This is a genomic window from Bacteroides luti, from assembly GCF_900128905.1.
Classification (GTDB): Bacteria; Bacteroidota; Bacteroidia; order Bacteroidales; family Bacteroidaceae; genus Bacteroides; species Bacteroides luti.
The window spans coordinates 97,087-121,253 of the sequence record NZ_FQTV01000005.1; the positions used below are offsets into that span (position 1 = coordinate 97,087).

22 protein-coding genes, 1 tRNA gene and 1 pseudogene are annotated in these 24,167 nt (G+C 37.6%); 17 read left to right on the forward strand and 7 right to left on the reverse strand.

Features of this window, described 5'->3' with window-relative positions:
- Positions 1-25: 25 nt before the first annotated feature.
- Positions 26-1,165 (reverse strand): N-acetyltransferase, encoded by a 1,140-nt coding sequence (locus tag BUC21_RS06010; protein WP_073400235.1) that lies wholly within the window; start codon positions 1,163-1,165, stop codon positions 26-28.
- Positions 1,166-1,280: 115 nt separating this feature from the next.
- Entirely contained in the window at positions 1,281-2,462 is a 1,182-nt protein-coding gene (locus BUC21_RS06015; protein WP_073400237.1) for a THUMP-like domain-containing protein, read from the reverse strand.
- 377 nt (positions 2,463-2,839) lie between these two features.
- On the opposite strand from BUC21_RS06015, the gene BUC21_RS06020 reads away from it, so the two are divergent.
- Complete coding sequence (locus BUC21_RS06020) at positions 2,840-3,472, forward strand: NAD(P)H-dependent oxidoreductase (RefSeq protein WP_073400239.1); 633 nt, start codon at positions 2,840-2,842, stop codon at positions 3,470-3,472.
- A 149-nt stretch (positions 3,473-3,621) separates the two neighbouring features.
- On the opposite strand, the gene pelA is transcribed toward BUC21_RS06020, so the two are convergent.
- Both pelA and BUC21_RS06030 read right to left on the reverse strand, forming a co-directional pair.
- Positions 3,622-4,815: a pectate lyase gene (pelA, locus tag BUC21_RS06025; protein WP_073400241.1), complete on the reverse strand. Its 1,194-nt coding sequence runs from the start codon at positions 4,813-4,815 to the stop codon at positions 3,622-3,624.
- A gap of 259 nt (positions 4,816-5,074) precedes the next feature.
- Positions 5,075-5,148, reverse strand: a tRNA-Ile gene (locus BUC21_RS06030).
- Between the two features lie 512 nt (positions 5,149-5,660).
- Between BUC21_RS06030 and BUC21_RS06035 the strand changes: the two genes are divergently transcribed.
- The gene (locus BUC21_RS06035; protein WP_073400243.1) at positions 5,661-6,311 is read left to right on the forward strand and encodes an HAD family hydrolase; all 651 of its coding nucleotides are present in this window, start codon (positions 5,661-5,663) and stop codon (positions 6,309-6,311) included.
- 37 nt (positions 6,312-6,348) lie between these two features.
- Here the strand turns inward: BUC21_RS06035 and BUC21_RS06040 are convergent, their stop codons facing one another.
- The 3 genes from BUC21_RS06040 to BUC21_RS06050 form a co-directional block, all read right to left on the reverse strand.
- Positions 6,349-6,750: a YbbC/YhhH family protein gene (locus BUC21_RS06040; RefSeq protein WP_083547618.1), complete on the reverse strand. Its 402-nt coding sequence runs from the start codon at positions 6,748-6,750 to the stop codon at positions 6,349-6,351.
- Between the two features lie 430 nt (positions 6,751-7,180).
- Positions 7,181-9,313, reverse strand: a complete 2,133-nt coding sequence (locus BUC21_RS06045) for a glycoside hydrolase family 97 protein (protein ID WP_073400244.1) — start codon at positions 9,311-9,313, stop codon at positions 7,181-7,183.
- Between the two features lie 17 nt (positions 9,314-9,330).
- The gene (locus BUC21_RS06050) at positions 9,331-11,481 is read right to left on the reverse strand and encodes a TIM-barrel domain-containing protein (protein WP_083547625.1); all 2,151 of its coding nucleotides are present in this window, start codon (positions 11,479-11,481) and stop codon (positions 9,331-9,333) included.
- A 295-nt stretch (positions 11,482-11,776) separates the two neighbouring features.
- Here BUC21_RS06050 and BUC21_RS06055 point away from each other — a divergent pair, with 295 nt between their 5' ends.
- The 15 genes and pseudogenes from BUC21_RS06055 (at position 11,777) to nifH (ending at position 24,157) form a co-directional block, all read left to right on the forward strand.
- Positions 11,777-12,685 carry a class I SAM-dependent methyltransferase gene (locus BUC21_RS06055; RefSeq protein ID WP_073400525.1) on the forward strand — a complete coding sequence of 303 codons (909 nt, stop codon included), beginning with the start codon at positions 11,777-11,779 and terminating at the stop codon, positions 12,683-12,685.
- Entirely contained in the window at positions 12,675-13,556 is an 882-nt protein-coding gene (locus tag BUC21_RS06060; RefSeq protein ID WP_073400527.1) for a cell division protein FtsX, read from the forward strand. Before BUC21_RS06055 ends, BUC21_RS06060 begins: the two co-directional genes overlap by 11 nt.
- Before the next feature lie 27 nt (positions 13,557-13,583).
- Positions 13,584-13,814 carry a DUF3098 domain-containing protein gene (locus tag BUC21_RS06065; protein WP_073400248.1) on the forward strand — a complete coding sequence of 77 codons (231 nt, stop codon included), beginning with the start codon at positions 13,584-13,586 and terminating at the stop codon, positions 13,812-13,814.
- A 2-nt stretch (positions 13,815-13,816) separates the two neighbouring features.
- Positions 13,817-14,710: an undecaprenyl-diphosphate phosphatase gene (locus tag BUC21_RS06070; protein WP_073400250.1), complete on the forward strand. Its 894-nt coding sequence runs from the start codon at positions 13,817-13,819 to the stop codon at positions 14,708-14,710.
- Positions 14,710-15,405 (forward strand): tRNA pseudouridine(55) synthase TruB, encoded by a 696-nt coding sequence (gene truB, locus BUC21_RS06075; protein ID WP_073400252.1) that lies wholly within the window; start codon positions 14,710-14,712, stop codon positions 15,403-15,405. The genes BUC21_RS06070 and truB overlap by 1 nt, the downstream gene beginning before the upstream one ends.
- Positions 15,406-15,426: 21 nt before the next feature.
- The gene (queA, locus tag BUC21_RS06080) at positions 15,427-16,482 is read left to right on the forward strand and encodes a tRNA preQ1(34) S-adenosylmethionine ribosyltransferase-isomerase QueA (RefSeq protein ID WP_073400254.1); all 1,056 of its coding nucleotides are present in this window, start codon (positions 15,427-15,429) and stop codon (positions 16,480-16,482) included.
- Positions 16,483-16,495: 13 nt separating this feature from the next.
- On the forward strand, positions 16,496-16,963 hold the full coding sequence (folK, locus tag BUC21_RS06085) for a 2-amino-4-hydroxy-6-hydroxymethyldihydropteridine diphosphokinase (RefSeq protein WP_073400256.1): 468 nt from the start codon (positions 16,496-16,498) through the stop codon (positions 16,961-16,963).
- A gap of 233 nt (positions 16,964-17,196) precedes the next feature.
- Complete coding sequence (gene metK, locus BUC21_RS06090; RefSeq protein ID WP_073400259.1) at positions 17,197-18,492, forward strand: methionine adenosyltransferase; 1,296 nt, start codon at positions 17,197-17,199, stop codon at positions 18,490-18,492.
- Between the two features lie 267 nt (positions 18,493-18,759).
- On the forward strand, positions 18,760-18,966 hold the full coding sequence (locus BUC21_RS06095) for a TOBE domain-containing protein (protein ID WP_073400261.1): 207 nt from the start codon (positions 18,760-18,762) through the stop codon (positions 18,964-18,966).
- A 13-nt stretch (positions 18,967-18,979) separates the two neighbouring features.
- Positions 18,980-19,333, forward strand: a complete 354-nt coding sequence (locus BUC21_RS06100) for a winged helix-turn-helix domain-containing protein (RefSeq protein ID WP_083547619.1) — start codon at positions 18,980-18,982, stop codon at positions 19,331-19,333.
- Positions 19,334-19,426: 93 nt separating this feature from the next.
- Positions 19,427-20,722 carry an alginate export family protein gene (locus tag BUC21_RS06105; RefSeq protein ID WP_073400264.1) on the forward strand — a complete coding sequence of 432 codons (1,296 nt, stop codon included), beginning with the start codon at positions 19,427-19,429 and terminating at the stop codon, positions 20,720-20,722.
- 18 nt (positions 20,723-20,740) lie between these two features.
- Positions 20,741-21,487, forward strand: a complete 747-nt coding sequence (gene modA, locus BUC21_RS06110; RefSeq protein ID WP_073400266.1) for a molybdate ABC transporter substrate-binding protein — start codon at positions 20,741-20,743, stop codon at positions 21,485-21,487.
- Positions 21,488-21,681: 194 nt separating this feature from the next.
- Entirely contained in the window at positions 21,682-22,353 is a 672-nt protein-coding gene (gene modB / locus BUC21_RS06115) for a molybdate ABC transporter permease subunit (RefSeq protein WP_073400268.1), read from the forward strand.
- Between the two features lie 34 nt (positions 22,354-22,387).
- Positions 22,388-22,853: pseudogene (locus BUC21_RS16605) on the forward strand (ATP-binding cassette domain-containing protein); the annotation flags it as partial.
- A 479-nt stretch (positions 22,854-23,332) separates the two neighbouring features.
- Positions 23,333-24,157 carry a nitrogenase iron protein gene (gene nifH, locus BUC21_RS06125; protein ID WP_073400271.1) on the forward strand — a complete coding sequence of 275 codons (825 nt, stop codon included), beginning with the start codon at positions 23,333-23,335 and terminating at the stop codon, positions 24,155-24,157.
- Positions 24,158-24,167 lie beyond the last annotated feature (10 nt).

Genomic DNA, 24,167 nt, shown 5'->3' on the forward strand with positions numbered 1-24,167 from the left:
TTATAAATTTGCCAAAACTTATATACTATAAATCTATTTTCTTTATAAATGCACGACGACGTTTATGTTGAATTGTTTTAAAGTATTCCCACTGAGCCTGAACTTTGCCATTCATCTCTAATTCGGGATTGCTTTCCGCAAATATACAACCTTCTTTTTGGTAAACTGGAATTAAATCAGAAAATAATAATGCATTTACACCTTTGTTCTGATACTCTGGTTTAACAGCAATCAAAAGAAGATCAATCACTTTTCTTTTTCCAAAAAATAAAGCTTTAAGTAAATGGTACCAACCAAAAGGTAGCAATCTTCCGTGAGCTTTTTGTAACGCAACAGACAAGGATGGCATTGTTATACCAACTGCTACTAGTTTGTCTTCCTGGTCAACAATAAGAGGAACCATTTTTAAGTCGACTACCGGAAGATACATCTTGACATAATGTTCAATCTGCTTCTGAGAAAGAGCCGAATATCCGTATAGCGGACTATAGGCTTCATTCATTAAATCGAAAATTTCCTGTCCGTAATCTTTTGCTAGTTTCTTTCTGGAAGTATATTTCAGAACTCTAAGATTATATTTCTTTTGTATAATATCAGAAATACGTTGGTGCTTTTCTGGAACGCCAGACTCTGGAATATAAATCTGAAACTCTACCCAGTCTGCATCTTTCTCGTAGCCGAGTTTTTGCATGTGTTCAGGGTAATAAGGATAATTATAAATTGTGGCCATGGTGCTCAACTGGTCAAAACCTTCAATCAGCATTCCTTCGGCATCAAAGTCAGTAAATCCTAATGGGCCCAGAATGTTTTCCATTCCATGCTCTTTACCATACTTTTCTACAGCTTTAAGCAAAGCTTCTGAAACTTCGGGATCATCAATAAAATCTATCCAGCCAAAGCGTACATCCTTTTTGTTCCAGGTTTTGTTTGCCTTGTGATTAATTATGGCAGCAACTCTTCCTACCAGTTTATCATCTTTGTATGCCAAAAAATACTCTGCGTCACAAAATTCAAATGCCGGATTTTTATGCTTATTGAATGTATTAAGCATATCATCATATAGATCGGGAACAGAATAGGCATTGCCTTTATATAACTCTTTGTTGAATTGAATAAACTTTTTAAGCTCTTTTTTAGTAGATACTTGTTTTATAATTATAGCCATAGGTTGTATAAATGTTAGGGATGCAAAGATACTCTTTTTCAATAAAAAACATTAAAACCACTACATTAATGTAATTTAATGGCACCATTTTATACTGTAAAACGATTTTAAAGCGCTAGCACTTATGACATTTTACAAGCACTTTCTGTTCATCAACCAAAGTGGTTGCAAACAGATAGGTATCACCACCATCCAACAGTTTTAACCTTTTACGAAGTTCTGAAACAGAAGAAGGAAAATTCCGAATAGTGATATTTGCCTGCTTTATCTCTCCCAAATTCATTTTCAGTTCTTTTTTATTGAGACTAAAAACAGCATCACATTCAAATTTACGCCCAGGGAAATCAATAACCAATTCATCCGAAGTATATAAATGACTATTCTGATGTAACTTCTTCAGATTATATCTGTTTGAGATACATTTATAAGCACCACCCTTAAGTATGGAAGCATTAGGTTCATAAAGATAACGACCCACTTTTGAGGTATATACGCACCCTTGCATTTCCTCCTCCTTATCGAAAGAAAAAATCTGAGCTTCTCCGCTCTTGAGCAGATTCACACAATGAATACTGACTTTTGAGTTCGCTGCATCGTTTGCAAGAATAACAAGTAACTCCTTACATTCATTGGCCACTGACACAACATGGACTTCCTTTACAAAAGACAAATGATGCAAAGCCAGAGAAAGATCAAGCATTGGAGATAACTTAATCATAACATTCTCAGCCTTACTTAGCAGTAAATCTGAGATTTCAGCAACATTTGGTTCACAATCGGCTATTGCAACCACTTTTCCTCCATGCTCATTTCTTCTTGCTGGATCAATAAAAATCCAGTCAACTTTTTCTGTTCGGGAAAGGTATTCTACTCCGTCACCATTTACTACATCAATATGAGATAAACCTAATAAAGGAAAGTTAGAGGATGCAATTTCGCATAATTCCTCCTGGCGTTCTACATAAATTGCCTTTTGAAAATTTGCAGAAAGAAAAGCACAATCAATGCCAAGCCCTCCAGTGATATCTATTAAAGTATTTCCTTTTACTAGAGATGATTTATAACGAGCCGTAACCTCCGACGAGCATTGCTCCATTGAAAGATGCTTTGGATAAAGTATGCCATCAGTATTACCCCAGGAAGGGACTTTCTCCATTGCTATTTTCCGACCAACAATCTGAGTAACAGCAACAGGCATGTCCACCTCTGGGTATTTCTTTGCCTGAAGAGCTAGCTTGGAAGGATCATCAAAAAAATGCTCCTTGATAAATTCAATTGTTGCTTTTGTATATTTCATCTATAAATTTTAATAATATGTGAAGTGCAAGCTCCGACTTAAATAAATAAAAAGCAGGGCAATTTTGGGCGTATGATTTCCTCTTTTTATGTTTATAGGGAACAAATATAAAAAGAAAAAAGCACTTTTCTATTAACAACAGTTCTCATAAGTTTTTTAGAATTTAAAAAGGTTTAGTCTTCTGAACTAATATTTTTAATAATTAAAAAATAATATTTTAGCATAAATATATTACTATTATATTGTGCACTATTTAATTTGCAGCTACATTTGCAATATTAAAACTCATTATAGATATCGTATAATCACATAATAAATCTATAATTTGGTAAAAACATAAAAGGAATTAATTCATCTAAATATATAAAATTAAAGATATGGCATTATTAGAAGATTTGAAATGGCGTTATGCCACTAAAAAATACGACCCTACTAAAAAAGTAGCTCAGGAAGATGTAGATAAAATTATAGAAGCAGCAAGGTTGGCACCAACATCATCAGGGATGCAGCAATTCAGAGTAATTGTGATTACTGATCAGGAACTAAAAAATAAGATAGTGCCAATTGCAATGGAACAGCAAATTGTGGCCGATTGCTCTCATTTGTTAGTATTTGCAGCATGGGATCGCTACACAGAAGAACGGATAGATAAAATATACAATTACACAACAGACGAAAGAGGCTTGCCAAGAGGACGTTTTAAGTCATATACAGATAAGCTGAGAGCTCTTTATTTAACACAAACAGCTGAAGAAAATTTTATTCACACAGCAAGACAGGCTTATATTGGCTTAGGGCTAGCCATAGCTCAGGCCGCAGAATTGAAAGTAGATAGCACGCCAATGGAAGGCTTTATTAGTGAAGAGCTGGATGAATTACTTGGGCTTCAATCAAAAGGATTGAAAAGTGTTTTATTATTGCCTATCGGTTATCGTGATGAGGAGAACGATTGGTTGGTAAACATGAAGAAAGTAAGAAATCCGAAGGATAACTTTATCATCAATTATTAAAAGAGAACATTCAGATATTTTTCTTCTGAATAAATTTAGATTCTATTCAAATAAGCAATCAGATACGCAAAACATTCAAAGTTCAGTTCAAACTAGCAGATATATGCTTGTACTGAACTTCGGATGTTTTGCGTATTAAAAATCTGATACTATTTATTTTCACCAGACAACCACTTTTTCTCCCACTTCGGATATTTATTAAGTACATCCTGCGGGGCATAGGTATACCATCCATATCCGCTTCTTCTTTCACGACTGACTTCCGATAACGAATAAAGAATCTTACTGTTTCTGTCGCTGAACATAGGACGTTCTGTTTCCAATTCATAATAACGTGTCCATATAGGAGAAGCAAGGGAATCGATAACAACAACTTTGTCGGTAGTAATTGTTTTATAGATAGATTTTTCGGGTGCTACTTGTACGGTTTCTACCCGGGTATTTAGAATTTTAGAATCCTGAAACCATTTCACAGCAGCTTGCACAGAAGTGATTATTTTCTGGTTGGGATGATCTATTCCCATCAAGAACAATACAATCCCTACACTCTCGCCATTACAAATACAAGGCGGTTCAAATGCTCTGGCCCAGGCAGGCTTCAGAGATACCTCATCATGCTGCTGGCACCATGCAGTAAGTCGATCTTTGTCAACAATCTGCGATTTCAGAATACAGTCAATTCCTTTATTATAAGCCAAAACAACTTTCTCTCTCAGGCTTTTATTTAAAAATGAGTAATTGATATCATTGGTTACTATCTTTTTTAAGACTTCCATCACTCCGATGTATGCACCGTCATTAAAAGTAATATGTCGACTATATCCTTTTTCCAAAGGATAGTATTGCGGCCATCCACCATTCGGATATTGAGCAGAAAGAATGAATTTAATCCCTTTCTCACAAGCTGTTCTATATTTCTGAATATGCGTAAGCGTATAAACCTGAGCCAGATAATCAACATGAGTATATGTTGTAGAATTATCAAAGGTAGTATGAACCATATCCTTTGTCTTTATCAGACTATCAGTTTGTTGTGGAGTAAGTATTGCCTGTACATCATAGTTCTTGGGCCATCCACCGTTATTCCTCTGATAAAGCAAAATGTTATCTGCAATTTTTGTGATTTCAGATTCTTTGTATTTTGGCTGGTTAAACTTCGGATTAATAATATTATGATCATCATGAATTCCATACCAATGTCGTGAACTGTCCGAAAATGGCTTTAAACTAATGGGAGAATACTCCTTTTTCTGCTCTTTTCCCTGAGCATACAGGTTAGCAGCTAAAAGCATCATGCCAATTATGGCAAATACTTTTTTAGGTAAAATTCGAACGTACAACATGTTTTTTATTTAGTATTTCAATGGTTATATGGAATGCAAAGTATTGCCTATATAATTATCGTGTGCGTAAACAGATGCAATGTTCTCTAAATTTTGTGATATATGCAAATTATTTGAAGGAATTGAGTTTAAAAAACAGATTCTCTTTATCCATTCATTATTATCAATATTCATTTTGCCACTCAAGGCATATACAAATTGTGTTTAAAGGCATAAAAAAGCCGTTACAAATTATTTGTAACGGCTTGATTCTAAGAGGTGGGCCATCTTGGGCTTGAACCAAGGACCTCCAGATTATGAGTCTGTTGCTCTAACCAACTGAGCTAAAAGCCCGTGCTTCCATTTATTGGTTGCGGGTACAAAAGTATAATGTTTTAGTGAAATATGCAAGAGTTTTTGATTAAAAAGAGAGAAAAAAACATCATAACCGCTAAAGAGAGAAGAAAAACAAGCTGTATCTGGCAGTCGGGTTAAGACAAAAATTCTTAACCCGACACCAGATCTAGTGGCATTCCATTAAAGAAATTGAATGAAAACGACTAAATTCATTTCCAAGGAATGCCATTAGAGATTTTAAAGAAACAGATAGAATAGTTAAGCGAAAGTCTATTATTGAATACATGTTTTAATTATGCTATTTATTATCCTGTTGCAAAGTAAAGCATTATAAATCAGATTTTGCCGGACAAGCATTGGACAAATTGCCATTGTATTACTAAACTGATTTACAAGTAAATGAACCTGTTTTTAGTACAAAAACAAACATTTAAAATTGGACAAATGCAAGAACAAGCAAAGAAAATGCGTACATTTGCCCTGCAAATAATATATTTTCTATTTGCATCATGAAAAATATCCGGTACATACTTCTTGATTTAGACGGAACACTAACCGATCCTATGATTGGCATTACACGTTCCGTACAACATGCATTAGCTTTCTTTGGAATTAAAGTACACAACCTTGAAGATCTTTGCCCGTTTATTGGTCCTCCTCTCATAGATTCATTCAAAGAATTCTATCACCTTACAGACGAACAGGCGCAAGTTGCTTTAGGAAAATACCGTGAATATTTTGCCACCAAAGGCATTTTTGAGAATAATGAATACGAAGGGATAAAGGATTTTCTTCAGTCGCAAGTAGATCAGGGAAGAATATTGATGCTTGCCACTTCAAAACCTGAACCTTTTGCAAAAAGGATTCTCGACCACTTCAAACTAACTCATTATTTCACCTTCATTGGCGGAAGTACATTGAACGGAAGTCGCTCTACAAAAACTGATGTGATTAAATATGTGCTTAGCACGAATAAGATTACTGATTTATCTCGCGTAATAATGATTGGCGATCGCAAACACGATATTGAGGGCGCAAAGAATAATGGAATTTCTTCCATAGGTGTTCTTTATGGATATGGAAGCAGAACCGAGCTTGAACATGCCGGTGCCGATTTTATTGTTGAAGATGTAAAAGGGCTAAAGTCGCTATTACTATAAAAGGATATTGATTTATGCATGTAGTAACTTTTAGAAGTTACTTACCATGCATAACCTTTAATATCTTTCCATCCTTTTTCTGAATCTCAATATAAGGAACTCCTCCTTGGCAACCTTTAGGAAGCGTGCCCTCAATAATCCATACACCGTTTCTTAGTTCTATTGAGTATGGCCGGTCAGTATATATACTCTGGCCATAAATAGAGAATAATATTACCTCAGCTATTTTAATTGCAGTTTCTTCATTGGGAACCAGATCTCTTGTTACACCTTTACCTGGTTCAAGATTTCTTGATCGAAATTCAGCATAGGCAGAATCAACTTTTACCCAATCTTTTGCAATTGATATATTATTCTCTTTTTGAGGAACTTCTTTGCAGCTCTTCTTACAAGAAATTAATGTTGATGAGATAAACAAAACGGCATATAAGTATTTCATAATGTTCTATTCTAAATTTGACAAATATACGAATAAAACTATTACTCAATGGTTCAATAACTATTCACCAATGGATTTTATTTATTGGTGAATGAATTTATTTTATTGGCGGACAATTTACAGAGGGAATAAGGAATAGTTGTTAACAAATGTTTTTAGCCAAAGATATAAAGCCTTGTTTTGATAGAATAAATACTTGTGGGCATGGTTTTAACAAAATTAATCAGCTGAAAATCAACAATAAAACACATTTTAACTCTAAAAGACTCTTAAAAGAAGAAAGATAATAGGTTATTTTCCGTCCTACTATTTTATTTTTTAAGATAAGCCACTGAAAATAAGGCGCGGGCAACTTTATACCATCCCGTAAATATGCAGAAATATGGTATAGTTGCCCGCGCTTATCTGAAACACTTTTTACAGCGTTACATTATAACTTTTTCAGTCCTTTCAGCTCTTTTGCATCTTTAGCTTCAATAATGCTTATTGCAAAACCTCCACCAGGAGCAGCCTTCAATGTTGTTTTAGATTTGCTAGTCACTACCACTTTTTTTATGGTATATGCTGAAGGATTCTTTTCATAATGTGCATTTGCAGCATCACAATATATCGTTGCGATATACTTCTTACCCGGATCAAGGAAACTAAATGACAGGTTAGAGACATGTCCATTCTCATCACTTGTATTCCCTACAAACCAGTTGTTCGTACCTTTTGCTTTACGAGCTACAGTAATATAATCGCCCGGTTCTGCTTCCAGATACTTGCTGTCATCCCAGTCAACAGCTACATCTTTAATAAACTGGAATGCATCCATATATTTATTATAGCTTTCGGGAAGGTCGGCAGCCATTTGTAGCGGACTATACATGGTTACATATAATGCCATCTGACGAACAAGTGTGCTGCGAACAAAAGAGTGTTCTCCCGGAAGGAAACTGATTCTTGTATCTAATATTCCTGGAGTATAATCCATCGGGCCACCCATCAAACGGGTAAACGGAAGAATTGTAGTATGATCGGGATTGCTTCCACCAAATGCTTCGTATTCTGTTCCGCGAGCAGATTCGTTACCAATCAGGTTAGGATAAGTGCGGCAAAGTCCGGTAGGGCGAACTGCTTCGTGGGCATTTACCATAATTTTGTATTCTGCAGCCTTAGTTACAGCATACAGATAGTGGTTTACCATCCATTGACCATAATGGTATTCGCCACGAGGAATTATATTTCCTACATAACCACTCTTCACTGCATTATAACCATTGTCAACCATAAACTGATAAGCTTTATCCATGTGACGTTCGTAGTTACGGACAGAAGCAGATGTTTCGTGATGCATCATCATTTTTACACCTTTACTGGCAGCATAACGATGGAGTTCTTTTACATCAAAATCGGGATAAGGAGTAACAAAGTCGAATACATAATCTTTGGTCTTGCCAAACCAGTCTTCCCAACCTTCGTTCCATCCCTCTACCAACACAGCATCAAAGCCATGTTTTGCAGCAAAATCAATATACTCTTTCACGTGTGCAGTATTAGCTGCATGTTTGCCGTTAGGAACGGTCTTTGAGTAGTCAGTTACACCAAGTTTCACAGCAGGAAGGTCAGTGTACGACCAAGTACTTTTTCCAGTAATCATTTCCCACCACACACCAACGTACTTTACCGGCTTAATCCATGAAGTATCTGTATATTTACAAGGATCATTAAGGTTTAAAATTGTTTTTGAAGCCAGAATATCTCGCGCATCATCGCTAACAATAACAGTACGCCAGGGAGATTGACAAGGAGTTTGCAAATATCCTTTATCTCCAATTGCATCGGGAGTAAGCCAAGATTCGAAAGTCATGGTTTTATCATCCAGATTAAGGTGCATGCAAGAGTAATCTACCAATGCAGCTTCGTGAATGTTGATATAAAGTCCGTCTTTACTCTTCATCATCAATGGAGTCTGAACTCCTGTTGGTGAGAACGGAGTTTGTGAGGAGTTTGGAGTAATAGCCACTTTCATCTTTCCGCGAATCTCAGAAAGATCGGAAGTTACAGTGCTGTATTCCTGAGTATCATAATCTCCCGGAAGCCAGAATGCTTTGTGATCGCCCGCCATTGCAAACTGTGTTTTCTCTTCCTTAATAACAAAATAGTTGAAATTCTTTTGTTGTGGAAACTCATAGCGGAAGCCTAGTCCGTCGTTGTACAAACGGAAACGAATAATAATATAACGATCGACAGCTTGTTGAGTTAATGTAGCAGCAAGTTCATTATAATGATTACGAATAGTCTTCACCTCTCCCCAAACCGGATTCCAGTTTTCATCAAAAGAGCTTGTTTCAATCTTTGTTTTAGTAAAACCATCCAGCAGGTCTTCGCCTTCTTTTAAATCGAGTCCCAGCTTACTTTCCTTAACTACTGGTTTGTTTTTATAGGTTAGCTGATAAACAGGAATTCCTCCTTTAACTTCAAAATTAAGTTCCAGATTGCCATCTGGCGACTTAATAGATTCTGCTTTAGAAACCACAGCCAGACAGGTTAAAAACAGAAATAAGAATACTTTTCTCATGATATTTATAGTTTTTATTAATTTTCACTTTCAATTTTCTTACCAGATAAAGATACAGTAACATTTGTACTATTTGTCCACGGCGAAGCAAAAGTTCCTTTATCTGTTCTAACTAAAACTTTATATTTACGGGATTTCAATTCCCAGTTTCCTGATTCACGTTTTATAATAAGATTTACCAAAGAGCCTTTTTGCTTAGCGGTGAAATAAGAAAGCAAATATTCTCCCTTTTCATATTGATACCCTTCTCCGGCATCTTCATAAAGTCGACCTTTTGCCAGGCCTTGCTTATCTAATGAAACCACCAACGTTAATGAATCAAGAGTATATTCATTTGTATTCTGGATAATCTTACTCATAGGAATAATGGCTCCTCCTCTAACCTTAACGTCTGCCTGATACTTATCCGTTTTACTATTTTCTCCGGCAATGGAAACAGTTCTCCATATTCCTTTTGGCAAAGAGGGTTTAACAGCCCATTTCGGAACAATCAGCAAATCACTTCCCACCAAAAATGCCTGATCTTCTTTTCTTAGCGTTGTATCCTTTACATCGGCAAAAAAGACAGGTTGCATAACCGGCACACCCGCTTTAGACGATTCGTAAAACAAAGTATAGAGATAAGGCAATAAACGATATCTTCTGTTTAATGCCGTACGAGATACATTTTCTATCTCCTGTCCAAAAGCCCATGGCTCTTTATTGTTGGCATCATTGCTTGCATGGCCTCTCATAAAGGGGAAAAATGCGTCAGTTGCAATCCATTGTCCAAAAAGTTGGGGAGTAGCATTCTTGGTAAAGCCTCCCATATCCGGTCCGCTGAACGGCTGTCCAGATAAGCCCAGATTAAGAGACATCGGAACAGATAGTTTCATATATTCCTCAGTCGAAGAATTATCGCCAGTCCAGGTCGCGCCATAACGATGACTACCTAAAAAGCCCGAACGTGATAATATAAATGGTCGCTTATCGGGATTAACTTTCATAATACCTTCTCTTGATGCTTTAATCATCAGTGTACCATATACATTATGATAACGAAGATGAGAACCGGCAACCAAATCACCTCCGCCTCTATGATAATTATCTTCAGGCATTGTTCCATCAGGACCATCAAAAACTGAAGGCTCATTCATGTCATTCCAAACACCATCAATACCTGTAGCCATAAAGTTTTTATAAAGATCGCCCCACCAGGCTCTGGTCTCTGGTCGTGTAAAATCGGGGAAAGCACATTTACCGGGCCACACATTGCCATTAAACTCTTTTCCTTCTTTATTCAAAACCCAGTGATTACCCTCGCTTCCTGATTCGTAAACAGAATATCCCTTCTCGGCCTTTATTCCCGGATCAATCATCCAAATGGATTTAAAATTCTTGCTATGCAAATAATCGTTTACTTCTTTAGGATTAGGAATTTTCTTTTTGTCGAAAGTGAAAACCTTGAAATTATCCATATAATCAATATCCATCCAGATAACATCGCAAGGAAGCTTTTTAATCCGGAATGTATCGGCCACACTTTTAATACGAGTATCGGGTACATAAGAGAAACGACACTGCTGATAGCCAAGTGACCACAGTGGAGGTAAAGCCATTTTGCCAACCAAACCGGCTAATGATTTAACAACTTCCTGAGGCGATTCTCTTTTAATGATAATAATTCTGAAAGCCGGTCCTTCGGAGATAAAGCGGATGCTGTCAGTCAACTCTATCTGCTGCTTCCAGGTATTGTCTGCAATAATTCCGAATGCAGTTCCATCGCTATTTACACCCAGCACCCACGGATGAGACTGATAAAGTCGTTTGCCTTCGTCTTTACGAAATTCATAATTATCCGTATTCCATAAAGTAACACTTTTGCCATTTCTCAGTAACGGACCTGTATTTTCTCCTGTGCCATATAGACTGGTTCCTTTAGCGATAGGCAATGTTGCATAAGATTTCCCGTTCTTAGAATAGAAAGTTGGTTTAAGGCTCCAGTTCTTCGGAATATCACCAATTGCTACAGGCTCCTTAATTAAGGCAAACGAAGGTGAATGAGCAGCCGCATTATAATTTCTAGGATAAAATACCGAAATATTTTTCCCAACAAGTTTATCAGGTTGCCCTGAAGCATTAACTATACCTAATGTAAACAAACAAAATAGAAAGAATTTCTTCATCATGATTATCTGAAAATAAGAATGCTTTATCAATAGCATTAATCGATTAACTTTTTATTAAGCACAAAGCAAGTAAATTATATTCAGACTACACTGAGTTAAAGTAAAAAACAGAATTCGCCTTAAGTGCAAACGTTTTCAAAAACAGGCAATTCCAGTTAGATAACAATGAGATATTATGTTAATTAAAAATCCTTAAAGAATAGCTTATACTCCACTTTTTATTTGTTTATTTGCACCAAATTAGGGTGAAGTGTGGCCATACGAAATTTTGGCTACTCAAGATGGTAATAAACAAATGAACAAACTCACAATAAACACTTGTCCTCTTTGCGGTGGAACACACCTTGTTAAGAAGATGACATGTACTGATTTTTATGCTTCCGGAGAGCAATTCGACCTACTTCAGTGTGAGAATTGTGGTTTCCAGTTTACACAAGGATTTCCTGTGGAGAAAGAAATTGGTAAATACTACGAAACACCGGATTACATTTCCCACAGCGATACTAAAAAAGGGATGATGAACGAGCTTTATCATTTGGTGCGTTCACGCATGCTTCAGAAAAAGGCCCAACTAATCAATAATATTACTGGAAAAACTTCGGGAAAGATTCTGGATATTGGAACCGGAACCGGATACTTCTCTCATACCATGCAGCAAAAAGGCTGGCAGGTAGAAGCTATTGAGAAAAGCGCACAGGCACGTTCTTTTGCAAAAAAGAATTTCAACCTCGACATTAAAGATGATTCCGGACTGAATGATTTCTCTTCAGGTTCATTCGACGTTATCACCCTATGGCATGTGATGGAACATCTGGAACACTTGAATGAAACATGGGAAAGACTCCATGAATTATTGAAAGATGACGGATGCCTGGTTGTAGCAGTACCTAATTGCTCTTCCTACGATGCGCAAAAATATAAAGAGTTTTGGGCAGCTTATGATGTTCCTCGCCATTTATGGCATTTTACACCAGACTCAATAAAGAAGTTTGGAGAGAAGCACAACTTTACATTAGTAAATCATTTACCAATGCCATTTGATGCATTTTATGTGTCTATATTGAGTGAGAAATATAAAGAGAGCAAATCAAGTCTTGTAAAAGGAATGTTTGCTGGTACGCTTGCATGGTTCAGTTCTTTAAGTAATAAGGAAAAGAGCAGCTCTATTATTTATGTATTCAGAAAAAAAGGTTATGAGAAATAAACATAAAACAAATACTGTTCCATACTTCGATATTCAAAGTGTAACTTCAAGTATCAGCACTATGCTGGTTTTGCTTTTGCTGGGATTAGTTGTGTTTTTTGTGCTCTCGGCAAACAACCTGTCTGTATATGTACGCGAGAATATAAACTTCTCGATTCTTATCAGTGATGATATGCCCGAATCGGAGATTCTTACCATGCAGAAGGAACTAAATAAAGAACCTTTCGTAAAGCAATCCAGCTACATATCAAAACAACAGGCGCTCCGCGAGCAAAGCATAGCTATGGGAACCGACCCTGAAGACTTTTTAGGATATAACCCATTTACCGCTTCAATTGAAGTGAAGCTGAACTCTGCTTATGCAAACTCCGACAGTATTGCCAAGATTGAAAGAAAGATTAAAAAGAATACCAATATTCAGGAGATTCTATATCAGAAAGACTTGATTGATTCTGTGAACAATAATATCCGCAACATCAGTATTGTGTTACTTTGCCTTGCCGGATTGCTCACGTTTATATCTTTTGCACTGATCAACAATACAATACGGTTGACAATATATTCAAAGAGATTCCTGATTCACACCATGAAACTTGTTGGTGCTAGTTGGGGATTTATTCGAAAACCGTTCCTTATACGTAATATATGGATTGGGGTAATCTCTGCATTTGCAGCAGATGCAATATTATTGGGAGGGGCTAACATGTTAGTAAACTATGAGCCTGAACTAATCTCTATTGTTACTCCCGAGGTAATGCTTATTGTTTCTGCATCGGTATTCCTTTTCGGTATTATAATAACATTCTTATGTGCTTATCTTTCTATTAACAGATATCTGAGAATGAAAGCAAGTACTCTTTACTATATCTAACAACAAGAAACATAATAAACAAAGAATATGGATAAAAAGAAATTAGCCTTTGGTAAGACAAATTTTATCTTATTGGCAATAGGAATGATCGTTGTTATTCTGGGATTTATATTAATGGCTGGTCCTTCTACAACAGAAACAACTTTCCAACCAGATATTTTCAGTGCACGTAGAATTAAACTAGCTCCGGTAATTTGCTTCTTAGGATTTATATTTATGATCTATGGAGTAGTTCGTAAACCAAAATCTGAAGAATAAGAATGGGAGATTTATCATATTTACAAACCATCATAATTGCTATTGTTGAAGGTCTAACAGAATTTCTTCCGGTATCTTCTACCGGACATATGATTATTGCTCAAAGCATGTTGGGCGTTCAGAGTACTGAGTTTGTAAAAGCATTTACTGTAATAATCCAGTTTGGAGCAATTTTATCGGTTGTTGTTCTATACTGGAAACGTTTCTTTAAACTGAATAAATGTAAAATCTTTGATCAACAAGCAGCGGCTGACAAACCTTTTTCTGGAAAAGTTGTTGTTTATGTCAAAAGATTCATCTATAAGTTTGATTTCTATTGGAAACTCTTAGTTGCATTTATTCCGGCAGCTTTTTTCGGGTTTGCATTCAGTGATAAAATTGACGAAATGCTGGAAAGTGTAACTGTCGTTGCAGTAATGTTGGTTATAGGAGGAATATTCATGCTTTTCGTTGATAATATCTTTAAAAAAGTAGATGAAAGCAAAGGCATGACAGAGAAAAAAGCTTTTAATATTGGTCTTTTTCAATGTATAGCCATGATACCGGGCGTATCTCGTTCAATGGCTACGATTGTAGGAGGTATGGCACAAAAGATGTCTCGCAAAACAGCTGCCGAGTTTTCTTTTTTCCTTGCTGTTCCTACCATGTTTGCTGCTACAGCCTATAAACTGTTGAAGCTTCTTCTTGAACCAAACGGAATTGATATTCTGACTCAAAACATAGGAGCATTGGTTATAGGAAATATAGTGGCATTTATTGTAGCATTGCTTGCTATTAAGTTTTTTATCAGCTTTGTGACCAAATACGGGTTTAAAGCTTTTGGCTATTATCGTATTATCGTGGGAGGAATCATTTTAGTGATGATGTATTTAGGACATAACTTAGAAGTCGTTTAATGAACTTTATTGAAGGAGAAGTATTATACTTCAACAAGCCACTAACGTGGACTTCTTTTAATCTCGTAGCAAAGGTGAAATATCCGTTGCTGAGAAAACTTAGAGTAAAAAAGCTAAAAGTAGGCCATGCCGGAACTCTTGATCCGCTAGCTACAGGTGTAATGATTATATGCATTGGTAAAGCAACCAAGCGAATTGAAGAATTTCAGTATCAGACTAAAGAATATATTGCCACGATAAAATTGGGAGCAACGACTCCTTCTTTTGATCTGGAAAAAGAGATTGACGCTACTTACCCTACGGAACATATTACCCGTGAAGTGGTAGAAGAAGCTCTGAAAAAATTTATAGGAAGTATTGAACAGATACCGCCTGCCTTTTCTGCTTGCAAGATCGATGGCGAAAGAGCTTACGAACTGGCAAGAGCAGGAAAAGAGGTAGAACTGAAGCCTAAGACTTTAGTTATTGATGAAATTGAATTACTAGAGTGTAATTTACCCGAAATAAAGATTCGGGTAGTGTGCAGCAAAGGTACTTATATCCGTGCTTTAGCCAGAGATATCGGAGAAGCATTGAATAGCGGTGCCCATCTCACCGGACTAATCCGCACCCGTGTGGGAGATGTAAAATTAGAACATTGCATGGAAATTGAAGATTTCGTGGAATGGTTGGATAAACAAGAAATAGAGAAGTAAACTAACGTAAAGAAAGAAAATATGAAACTATCACAATTTAAATTTAAGCTTCCAGAGGATAAAATTGCTTTGCACCCTACTAGGTACAGGGATGAATCCCGTTTGATGGTTCTTCATAAGAAGACTGGTGAAATAGAGCATAGAGTGTTTAAGGACATCTTAGATTATTTTGATGATAAAGATGTTTTTATATTCAATGATACTAAAGTGTTCCCTGCCCGTCTTTATGGAAACAAGGAAAAAACAGGAGCACGCATTGAGGTTTTCTTATTACGTGAGTTAAACGAAGAACTTCGTTTGTGGGATGTATTGGTAGATCCTGCTCGTAAAATCAGAATTGGTAACAAACTATATTTCGGTGAAGACGATTCAATGGTTGCTGAAGTAATTGACAACACTACTTCGCGCGGACGTACGCTTCGCTTCCTTTATGACGGACCTCATGAAGAATTCAAGAAAGCACTTTATGCTCTTGGCGAGACTCCACTTCCTCATACTATTATCAATCGCCCCGTAGAGGCAGACGACGAAGAAAGATTCCAGTCTATCTTTGCAAAAAACGAAGGAGCTGTAACTGCACCTACCGCAAGTTTGCACTTCAGCCGTGAGTTGATGAAACGTATGGAGATTAAAGGAATCGACTTTGCATTTATCACCATGCATGCAGGCCTTGGTAACTTCCGCGATATTGATGTAGAAGATCTTACTAAGCACAAGATGGATTCAGAGCAAATGTTTGTTTCTGAAAAAGCTGTTAATATTGTAAACAAGGCAAAAGATGCTAACAGAAACATCTGTGCTGTTGGAACTACAGTTATGAGAGCTATTGAAAGTACAGTAAGTACAGACGGACACCTTAAGACTTTCGAAGGATGGACTAATAAATTTATTTTCCCTCCTTATGAGTTCACAGTAGCCAATTCAATGATCTCTAATTTCCACATGCCTCTATCTACATTATTGATGATTGTTGCAGCATTTGGTGGATATGATCTTGTTATGGATGCTTATCAGGTTGCATTGAAAGAAGGATACCGCTTCGGTACTTATGGAGATGCAATGTTGATTATTGACTAATAGAATAAAAACAATGGCATTGGTTTATTTCGGTTTAGGTACAAATCTGGGCGATAAAGAGAAAAACCTGTGTCTTGCTATTGATAAAATAAGAGAGCGGATTGGGAGAATTACTTCCCAATCCGCTTTTTATGCTTCCGAACCGTGGGGATTTGAATCTACAAATTCTTTTCTCAACGCAGTTGTTTGTGCAGAAACTTCTATTTCTCCCCTTCAACTAATGGAAGAGACTCAGGAGATTGAAAAAGAGATTGGCAGAAATAAAAAATCGGTTAACGGAACCTATAGTGACAGAGTTATCGACATTGATATTCTTCTATATGATGACCTCATTCTGAGTACTGAAAGCTTAACCATTCCTCATCCACTTATGACCGAAAGGCTCTTTGTAATGAAGCCTCTTTGGGAAATTGCTCCGGAACTTGTGATTCCCGGTACAGGGAAAACGGTTCAATCTTTCTATGATGAATTGTCTTTATGAGTGTTAAAGTCTTAAAATTTATACAGCTAAAAGAACAAAACTCAGGAAATTAGCTATACATTTGTACCAGAATTAAATGTGGAAAGATTTGGGCAGCTTGCAACCACAGTAAAAAATGCTAAATAATAGCTTATTTATCGCGTTTCTTCCTTCCGAATCAATCCCTTTTCAGAATATTTATTTAGTATAAACAGACGAATTAAAAATCCGTCAATCTAAAACTTTATTTATCCATGGGATATTTATTCACATCCGAATCGGTGTCTGAAGGACACCCCGACAAAGTAGCCGATCAAATATCGGATGCTGTACTTGACGAACTGTTGGCTTACGATCCTAGTTCTAAAGTAGCTTGCGAAACTCTCGTTACTACAGGACAAGTAGTACTTGCGGGTGAAGTGAAATCTGAAGCTTATGTTGATCTGCAAGAAGTTGCTCGTAACGTAATCAATAAAATTGGTTATACCAAAGGCGAGTATATGTTCGAAGGAAACTCATGCGGCGTATTTTCTGCTATTCACGAACAATCTCCTGATATCAATCGTGGAGTGGAACGTTCAGACCCAATGGAACAGGGTGCTGGCGACCAGGGAATGATGTTTGGTTATGCAACCAACGAAACAGAAAACTACATGCCTTTATCTCTTGATCTTGCGCATAAAATACTATATATTCTGGCTAAAATCAGAAAAGAAGGCAAGCAAATGACTTACCTCCGTCCAGATGCAAAAAGCCAGGTTACAATAGAATATGATGATAACGGAAAACCTGTGCGTATTGATACTATTGTTGTATCTACTCAGCACGATGATTTCGTTAAACCTGAAAACGACTCTCCTGAAGCGCAGTTGAAAGCCGACGAAGAGATGCTTTCTGTTATCCGCGAAGACGTATTAAAGGTGTTGATGCCTAGAGTTTTTGCTTCTATTCATAACAAAAAGGTATTGGACTTGTTCAACGGTGCTATTACTTACCACGTTAATCCAACAGGAAAGTTCGTTATTGGGGGACCTCACGGAGATACAGGATTAACCGGACGTAAGATTATTGTTGATACTTACGGTGGTAAAGGTGCTCATGGTGGTGGTGCTTTCTCAGGAAAAGACCCTAGCAAGGTAGACCGTAGTGCAGCTTATGCAGCACGTTACATTGCAAAGAACCTTGTTGCTGCAGGTGTAGCCGATGAGATCCTCGTTCAGATATCTTATGCTATTGGTGTGGCACGTCCTATCAATATTTATGTTGACACTTATAACCGCAGCAATGTGAACATTACTGACGGGGAGATTGCAAAGAAAATTGATAAGATATTCGATCTTCGTCCAAAAGCAATCGAAGACCGCCTGAAACTTCGTAATCCTATCTATTCGGAAACTGCTGCTTACGGACACATGGGACGTACTCCAAAGGTTGTAACCAAGAGTTTCCACTCTCGTTACCTGGAAGATAAGACTGTAGAAGTAGAATTGTTTACCTGGGAAAAACTCGATTATATCGACAAAGTAAAAGAAGAATTCGGCATATACTAGTCGAAAGATTAATAAATACTAAGCCTGTGCAGCTCCTTAAAAAAGGAATTGTACAGGCTTTTTTCTTTTCTAAAGCACCTTTCAAATCCGACTATAAAGTAATCTACAGTCTAAAAACAACACATAAATGTAGCTAATAATAAAACTTCAAAAGCTACATTCATAGTTAAAGCATTCATAATTAAAAAGTTATAATTTCTGGCACGGCCTTTGTATTCTTCTTCATGAAAAAGACGATGATTAATACTCATTTAAACAAAGAAGATTATGTTATTAAGCGCAAGAAACACAATTAAAGGTAAGGTAATAGAGATTGTTCCGGGTATTGTTACCGCAAAGGTTAAACTCGACATTGGCGGAGGAAACACAATTGTCTCAGTAATCACAGTAGATAGTATTGGCGAGCTCAATATAAAGGTAGGAGATGAAGCATACGCTATCTTCAAATCTACCGAAGTGATGATTGGAATTTAAATCGCCAGGCCGCATGGATCGCTCAACATTCTCAATGGATGCCCTTCTTACCATTTATCGGGATAACGAAGTCTTTATTGGCCAAAGCCAGTACCGGTTATTAAAGCAGATTTTGACAGATGGATCTATCAATGCAGCAGCAAAGAGCCTGAAGATGTCTTACCAACACGCCTGGCATTTGATTGATAAGATGAATAGACTCTCGCCCATTCCTGTGGTGATAAGGCAAAAGGGAGGAAAAGACGGAGGTGGTTGCAGTATAAGCCCTTACGGAATGAAGGTCATTGAAAGCTACGCCATGCATGAAATTGAAATCATTAAGCTATTAGAGCAAACGAACAGCGAATTAGAAAGCTGTTTTTTTTAGGGAGCGATATTCTTTAGGGTGGATATCGCTTTCCTTTAAGAAAGCGTTATTCTCTGTTTTTGATAACGGATATTTATTTTAAAAGTTAGTATTATGAAGGTATTAGGTAAAAAATGTTTTTGGATAACAATTGCTGCAACTGTCTGTGCGTGTAAGATGAATGCACAGACAGTAGCTATTGATGGGGAATTCAGACCCAGGGTAGAGTATAGAGATGGTTTCGGAGCTCCATTATCGGACAGTAATGATCCGGGTATTTTTGCCATTCAGCGTACACGTTTGGGAGCAACCTTTACTTCTGCAGTTCTGAAGACCCAGTTTACTATTCAGGATTCCCGCACTTACGGTAAAACAGCTCCTAGTTCAGAGACTGCTACACTGGGAGTGTTTGAAGCATGGGCTGAGTTTTTATTAATGCCGGGAGGCTCTGCTAAAGTAGGACGACAGGCATTGACTTATGATGATGGCCGTTTGTTCTCGGCTTCCAACTGGAGTAATACGGGTAATTCTCACGATATGGCTCTGTTCAAGTACAATGTAAATGACTTTCAGGCCCATTTGGGTTTTGCTTATAACAATACTTCTGCCATTTCTTCGGAAACTGTTTATACTAATGGGGCCAAATACCGGTACATGGGTTTACTTTGGTTGTCTAAAGGAATTGCGAAAGATCTGACTCTTTCCGCCATTGCTGTAGACGAAGGCATGCAGCCTACCACAGATGCTACGAAGTACGGTACAAAGGTTAATATGAATCACGGATACACTTTTGGCGGTAATCTGAAATATGGCAATGAAACAAAACCATTTTCCGCACTTGCCACAGCCTACTTTCAGGCAGGAAAGAATCAAACCGGTGATGATTTGAGAGGTAGCATGGCGGCAGTGAAGTTAAACTACAAAATATCTTCGGCAGTTACAACCTGTTTAGGTACAGATTACCTGTCGGGAGATGATAACAAAACTGATGGCAAACAGAAAAACTTCAGAAAGCTCTATGGCTCAAATCACAGTTTTAATGGTTCCATGGAATATTGGTCAACACCTCTTAGCGCAGGTCTGCTTGATTACTACGGCAGTATAAATGCTAAAGTAAGTAAAACAACCAGCATTGAAGGTGCATTTCACGTATTCAGTTCCAGTAAAGACATGACAAGCAATAGTCAAAACATTGGCAAATCACTTGGTTCGGAGTTAGATCTTTGCCTTAACTACAAACTCAATGAATGGAGTAAACTACAAGTTGGCTGGAGCACCTACTTTGCAAAAGACAACACTCGCATAGCAAAAGGCATGACCGCCGATGCCAAAACCCGCTTTCCACAATGGGGATATGTAATGCTCACAGTCTCTCCTTCTTATCTGAAATCTATTTTTACCGATAAATAAAATATAAAACTCAATCTCATGAAAAGAACGATTATAACCGTGGCACTGATACTGGTATGTATCCTTGCACAAGCTCAGAAAGTAAATGTTGCCGCTGCTGCAAACCTCCGTTATGTGCTGGAGGATATAAAAGCACAATATGAAAAAGAGCATCCTAAAGCTAAGATCAACATCACATTCGGCAGTTCGGGTACATTGGTTCAGCAGATTCTCAATGGTGCTTCCTTTGACTTCTTTATGGCTGCCGACAATGAGTTCCCATTGAAACTGAAAGCAAAAGGGGTTGCCTGGGGAGCCATGAAGACTTATGCCTACGGAAAACTGGCCATATACAGCACTTCATTGGATGTAACTAAAGGACTTTCGGTATTGAAAGACCCGGCTATAAAGAAAATAGCCATAGCCAAACCGGAGACTGCTCCTTATGGTGAGCGTTCATTCGAATTGCTTAAAAAGATGGGACTTTATGAATCATTGAAATCAAAGATAGTGCTTGGCGATAATATCTCACAGGCTGCTCAGTTTGCCTTTACCGGCAATGCTGAAATTGGTTTCGTTGCCCTCTCGCTTGCACTGGCTCCGGAGATGAAAGGACAAGGAAAATACTATATTGTAGATCCGAAACTTTATACTCCGGTAGAGCAGGCGTGCATTCTTATCAAAACTGCAGTAAGAAACACCGAAACAAGCAAATTCATGGCTTATGTTCTATCACCAAGAACCAAAGTTTATTGGGAAAAGTACGGATACTCAGTTCCTCGTTAAAGGAACATTAGAGTGATGTCTCGGTATATGTTTTCAGATTGGTGTACACTAGTATTTAATTTAGTGTACACCTAAATTATAATAAATGTACACTATTTAAAAATTTGCTGTACATTAATAAAACATTCTTTCAGGTTATTTATGCTTAGCTAACCCCAAACTTTGACTAACTTATTTAATTGAATATACATAATATGAACGATGATTTTCTACAAACCCTTCTTCTTACAGGTAAGCTGGCTACAATTACTACTGTAATACTTCTTATCAAAGGCTTGCCCTTAGGTTACTGGCTGGCATACAAGCGTTTCCGTTTTAAACCATTAATAGAAGCACTGATCAGTATGCCGCTTGTCTTGCCCCCCACTGTGCTTGGTTTTTACATGCTGGTTGCTTACAGTCCGCAAAATACCATAGGTCATTTTCTGGAGCATACACTAAACCTTCGTCTGGCATTTAGTTTTGAGGGAATATTAGTGGCTAGCGTACTTTTTAGTCTGCCGTTTATGGTTCAGCCTTTGCAGAACGGCTTTGCAAGTATTCCCCAAAGTTACAGGGAGGCATCGTATACTTTGGGAAAATCATTCTTCACCACCTTTACAAGGGTTCTTATTCCCAACATAAAACCTTCCATTATAACAGCAGTTGCAATGACTTTTGCTCACTGCATCGGGGAGTTTGGAGTAGTAATAATGGTAGGAGGAAACATGCCCGGAGAAACAAGAGTAGCCTCCATTGCCATTTATGATGAAGTGCAATCACTTAACTACGACACAGCAAACAAATATTCGTTTGTATTATTCATTGTTTCAATGGTTATATTAACTATTATATACAGTATAAACGGCAACAAGAAAACACTTTAAAGGAATTATGCTGAAAATAGATATAGAACGTCCGATGCTTACTTCGGAAGGGAAAAAGACACTAAAAATCTGTTCCGAGATAGCAGACAGAGAATTACTTTGTCTCTTCGGCCATTCGGGTTCGGGAAAAACAACTCTGCTGAGAATCCTGGCCGGACTTACCACTCCTTCTAAAGGCCGAATTGTATATAATGATACTGTTTGGTTCGACTCCGACCGGAAAATAAATCTCTCTCCTCAGCTCCGTAACGTAGGATATATGTTCCAGGACTATGCTCTCTTTCCGAATATGAGTGTGGAAGGTAATATCAGGTTTGCACAAAAAGAAAAAGACACTGATGCTATAGAAGAGCTTATGGAGTTATTCGATCTCATTGCATTAAGGAAGCAAAAGCCTACTCAACTTTCCGGTGGACAAAGGCAAAGAGTGGCACTGGCCAGAGCGTTGGCTGCCAAACCAAATCTTTTGCTGCTGGATGAGCCATTATCGGCACTTGATTTTGAAATGCGCATTGCTCTGCAACATGAAATTCGAAAAGCACACCTGTTACTAAACACAATTACTATACTCGTAAGCCACGATGTGAACGAGGTCTGCTCCCTGGCTTCATCGGTTATGACCATAAAGAACGGTAGAGTATTATCACAAGGTAACCCGAAAGAAATATTCAGTGACGGATACTTTCAAAATTATGCCCAATTTCTTGGTGAGATTTCTGCTCTCAGTGAGCTTTTTCTGGGACAATAATCCTACATTTATGTATTATTTCCTACATTTAAGTAACAATAATTCCCTCTTCTGAAATCAGTACCCGATAGCAATTCAATTATTATTAATTATTTTCACCCATTATACACAGCTAATAATCAATTAGTTACATTACAACACCTTCACTCATCTCAAGGGTATCATTTTATTTTGGCACGCTTTCTGTTTATAGTTTTACAGGTTTATGAATTAACTTAAGGTAATAAGATTATGAGAAAGATTGCTATTTATGGAAAAGGCGGCATTGGTAAAAGTACCACAACGCAAAACACTGTAGCCGGTTTGGCTGAAATGGGAAAAAAAGTAATGGTTGTAGGTTGTGATCCTAAAGCAGATTCCACTCGTTTGCTGTTACACGGTCTTGCACAGAAAACAGTTCTCGATACACTTCGTGACGAAGGCGAAGATATTGATCTGGATGATGTTATGAAACCAGGATTTCACGAAACCAGTTGTGTAGAATCAGGTGGTCCGGAACCGGGAGTAGGTTGTGCCGGTCGTGGTATCATTACTTCCATCAACTTGCTTGAACAGCTTGGTGCATACGATGACGACAAGCATCTTGATTATGTATTCTATGATGTACTTGGCGACGTAGTTTGCGGTGGTTTCGCCATGCCAATCCGCGATGGCAAAGCTCAGGAAGTGTATATTGTTTGCTCAGGAGAGATGATGGCTATGTACGCAGCCAACAACATCTGCAAGTCTATTGCCAAATTCGGAAAAGTAGGAACAGTTCGTTTGGGAGGTCTTATCTGCAACTCTCGTAAGGTAGATAACGAAGCAAACATGATTGAAGAGTTCGCAAAGAAACTCGGAACTCAGATGATTCACTTTGTTCCTCGCGATAACATGGTTCAACATGCAGAAATTAACCGTAAAACAGTTATCGACCATGCACCGGAACACACTCAGGCCGACGAATATCGTTCTTTGGCAAAGAAAATAAACGATAACCAAATGTTTGTTATCCCAACACCACTTTCTATGCCCGAACTGGAAGATCTTTTGGTAGGTTTCGGTATTATGAACTAATAAATAAAGG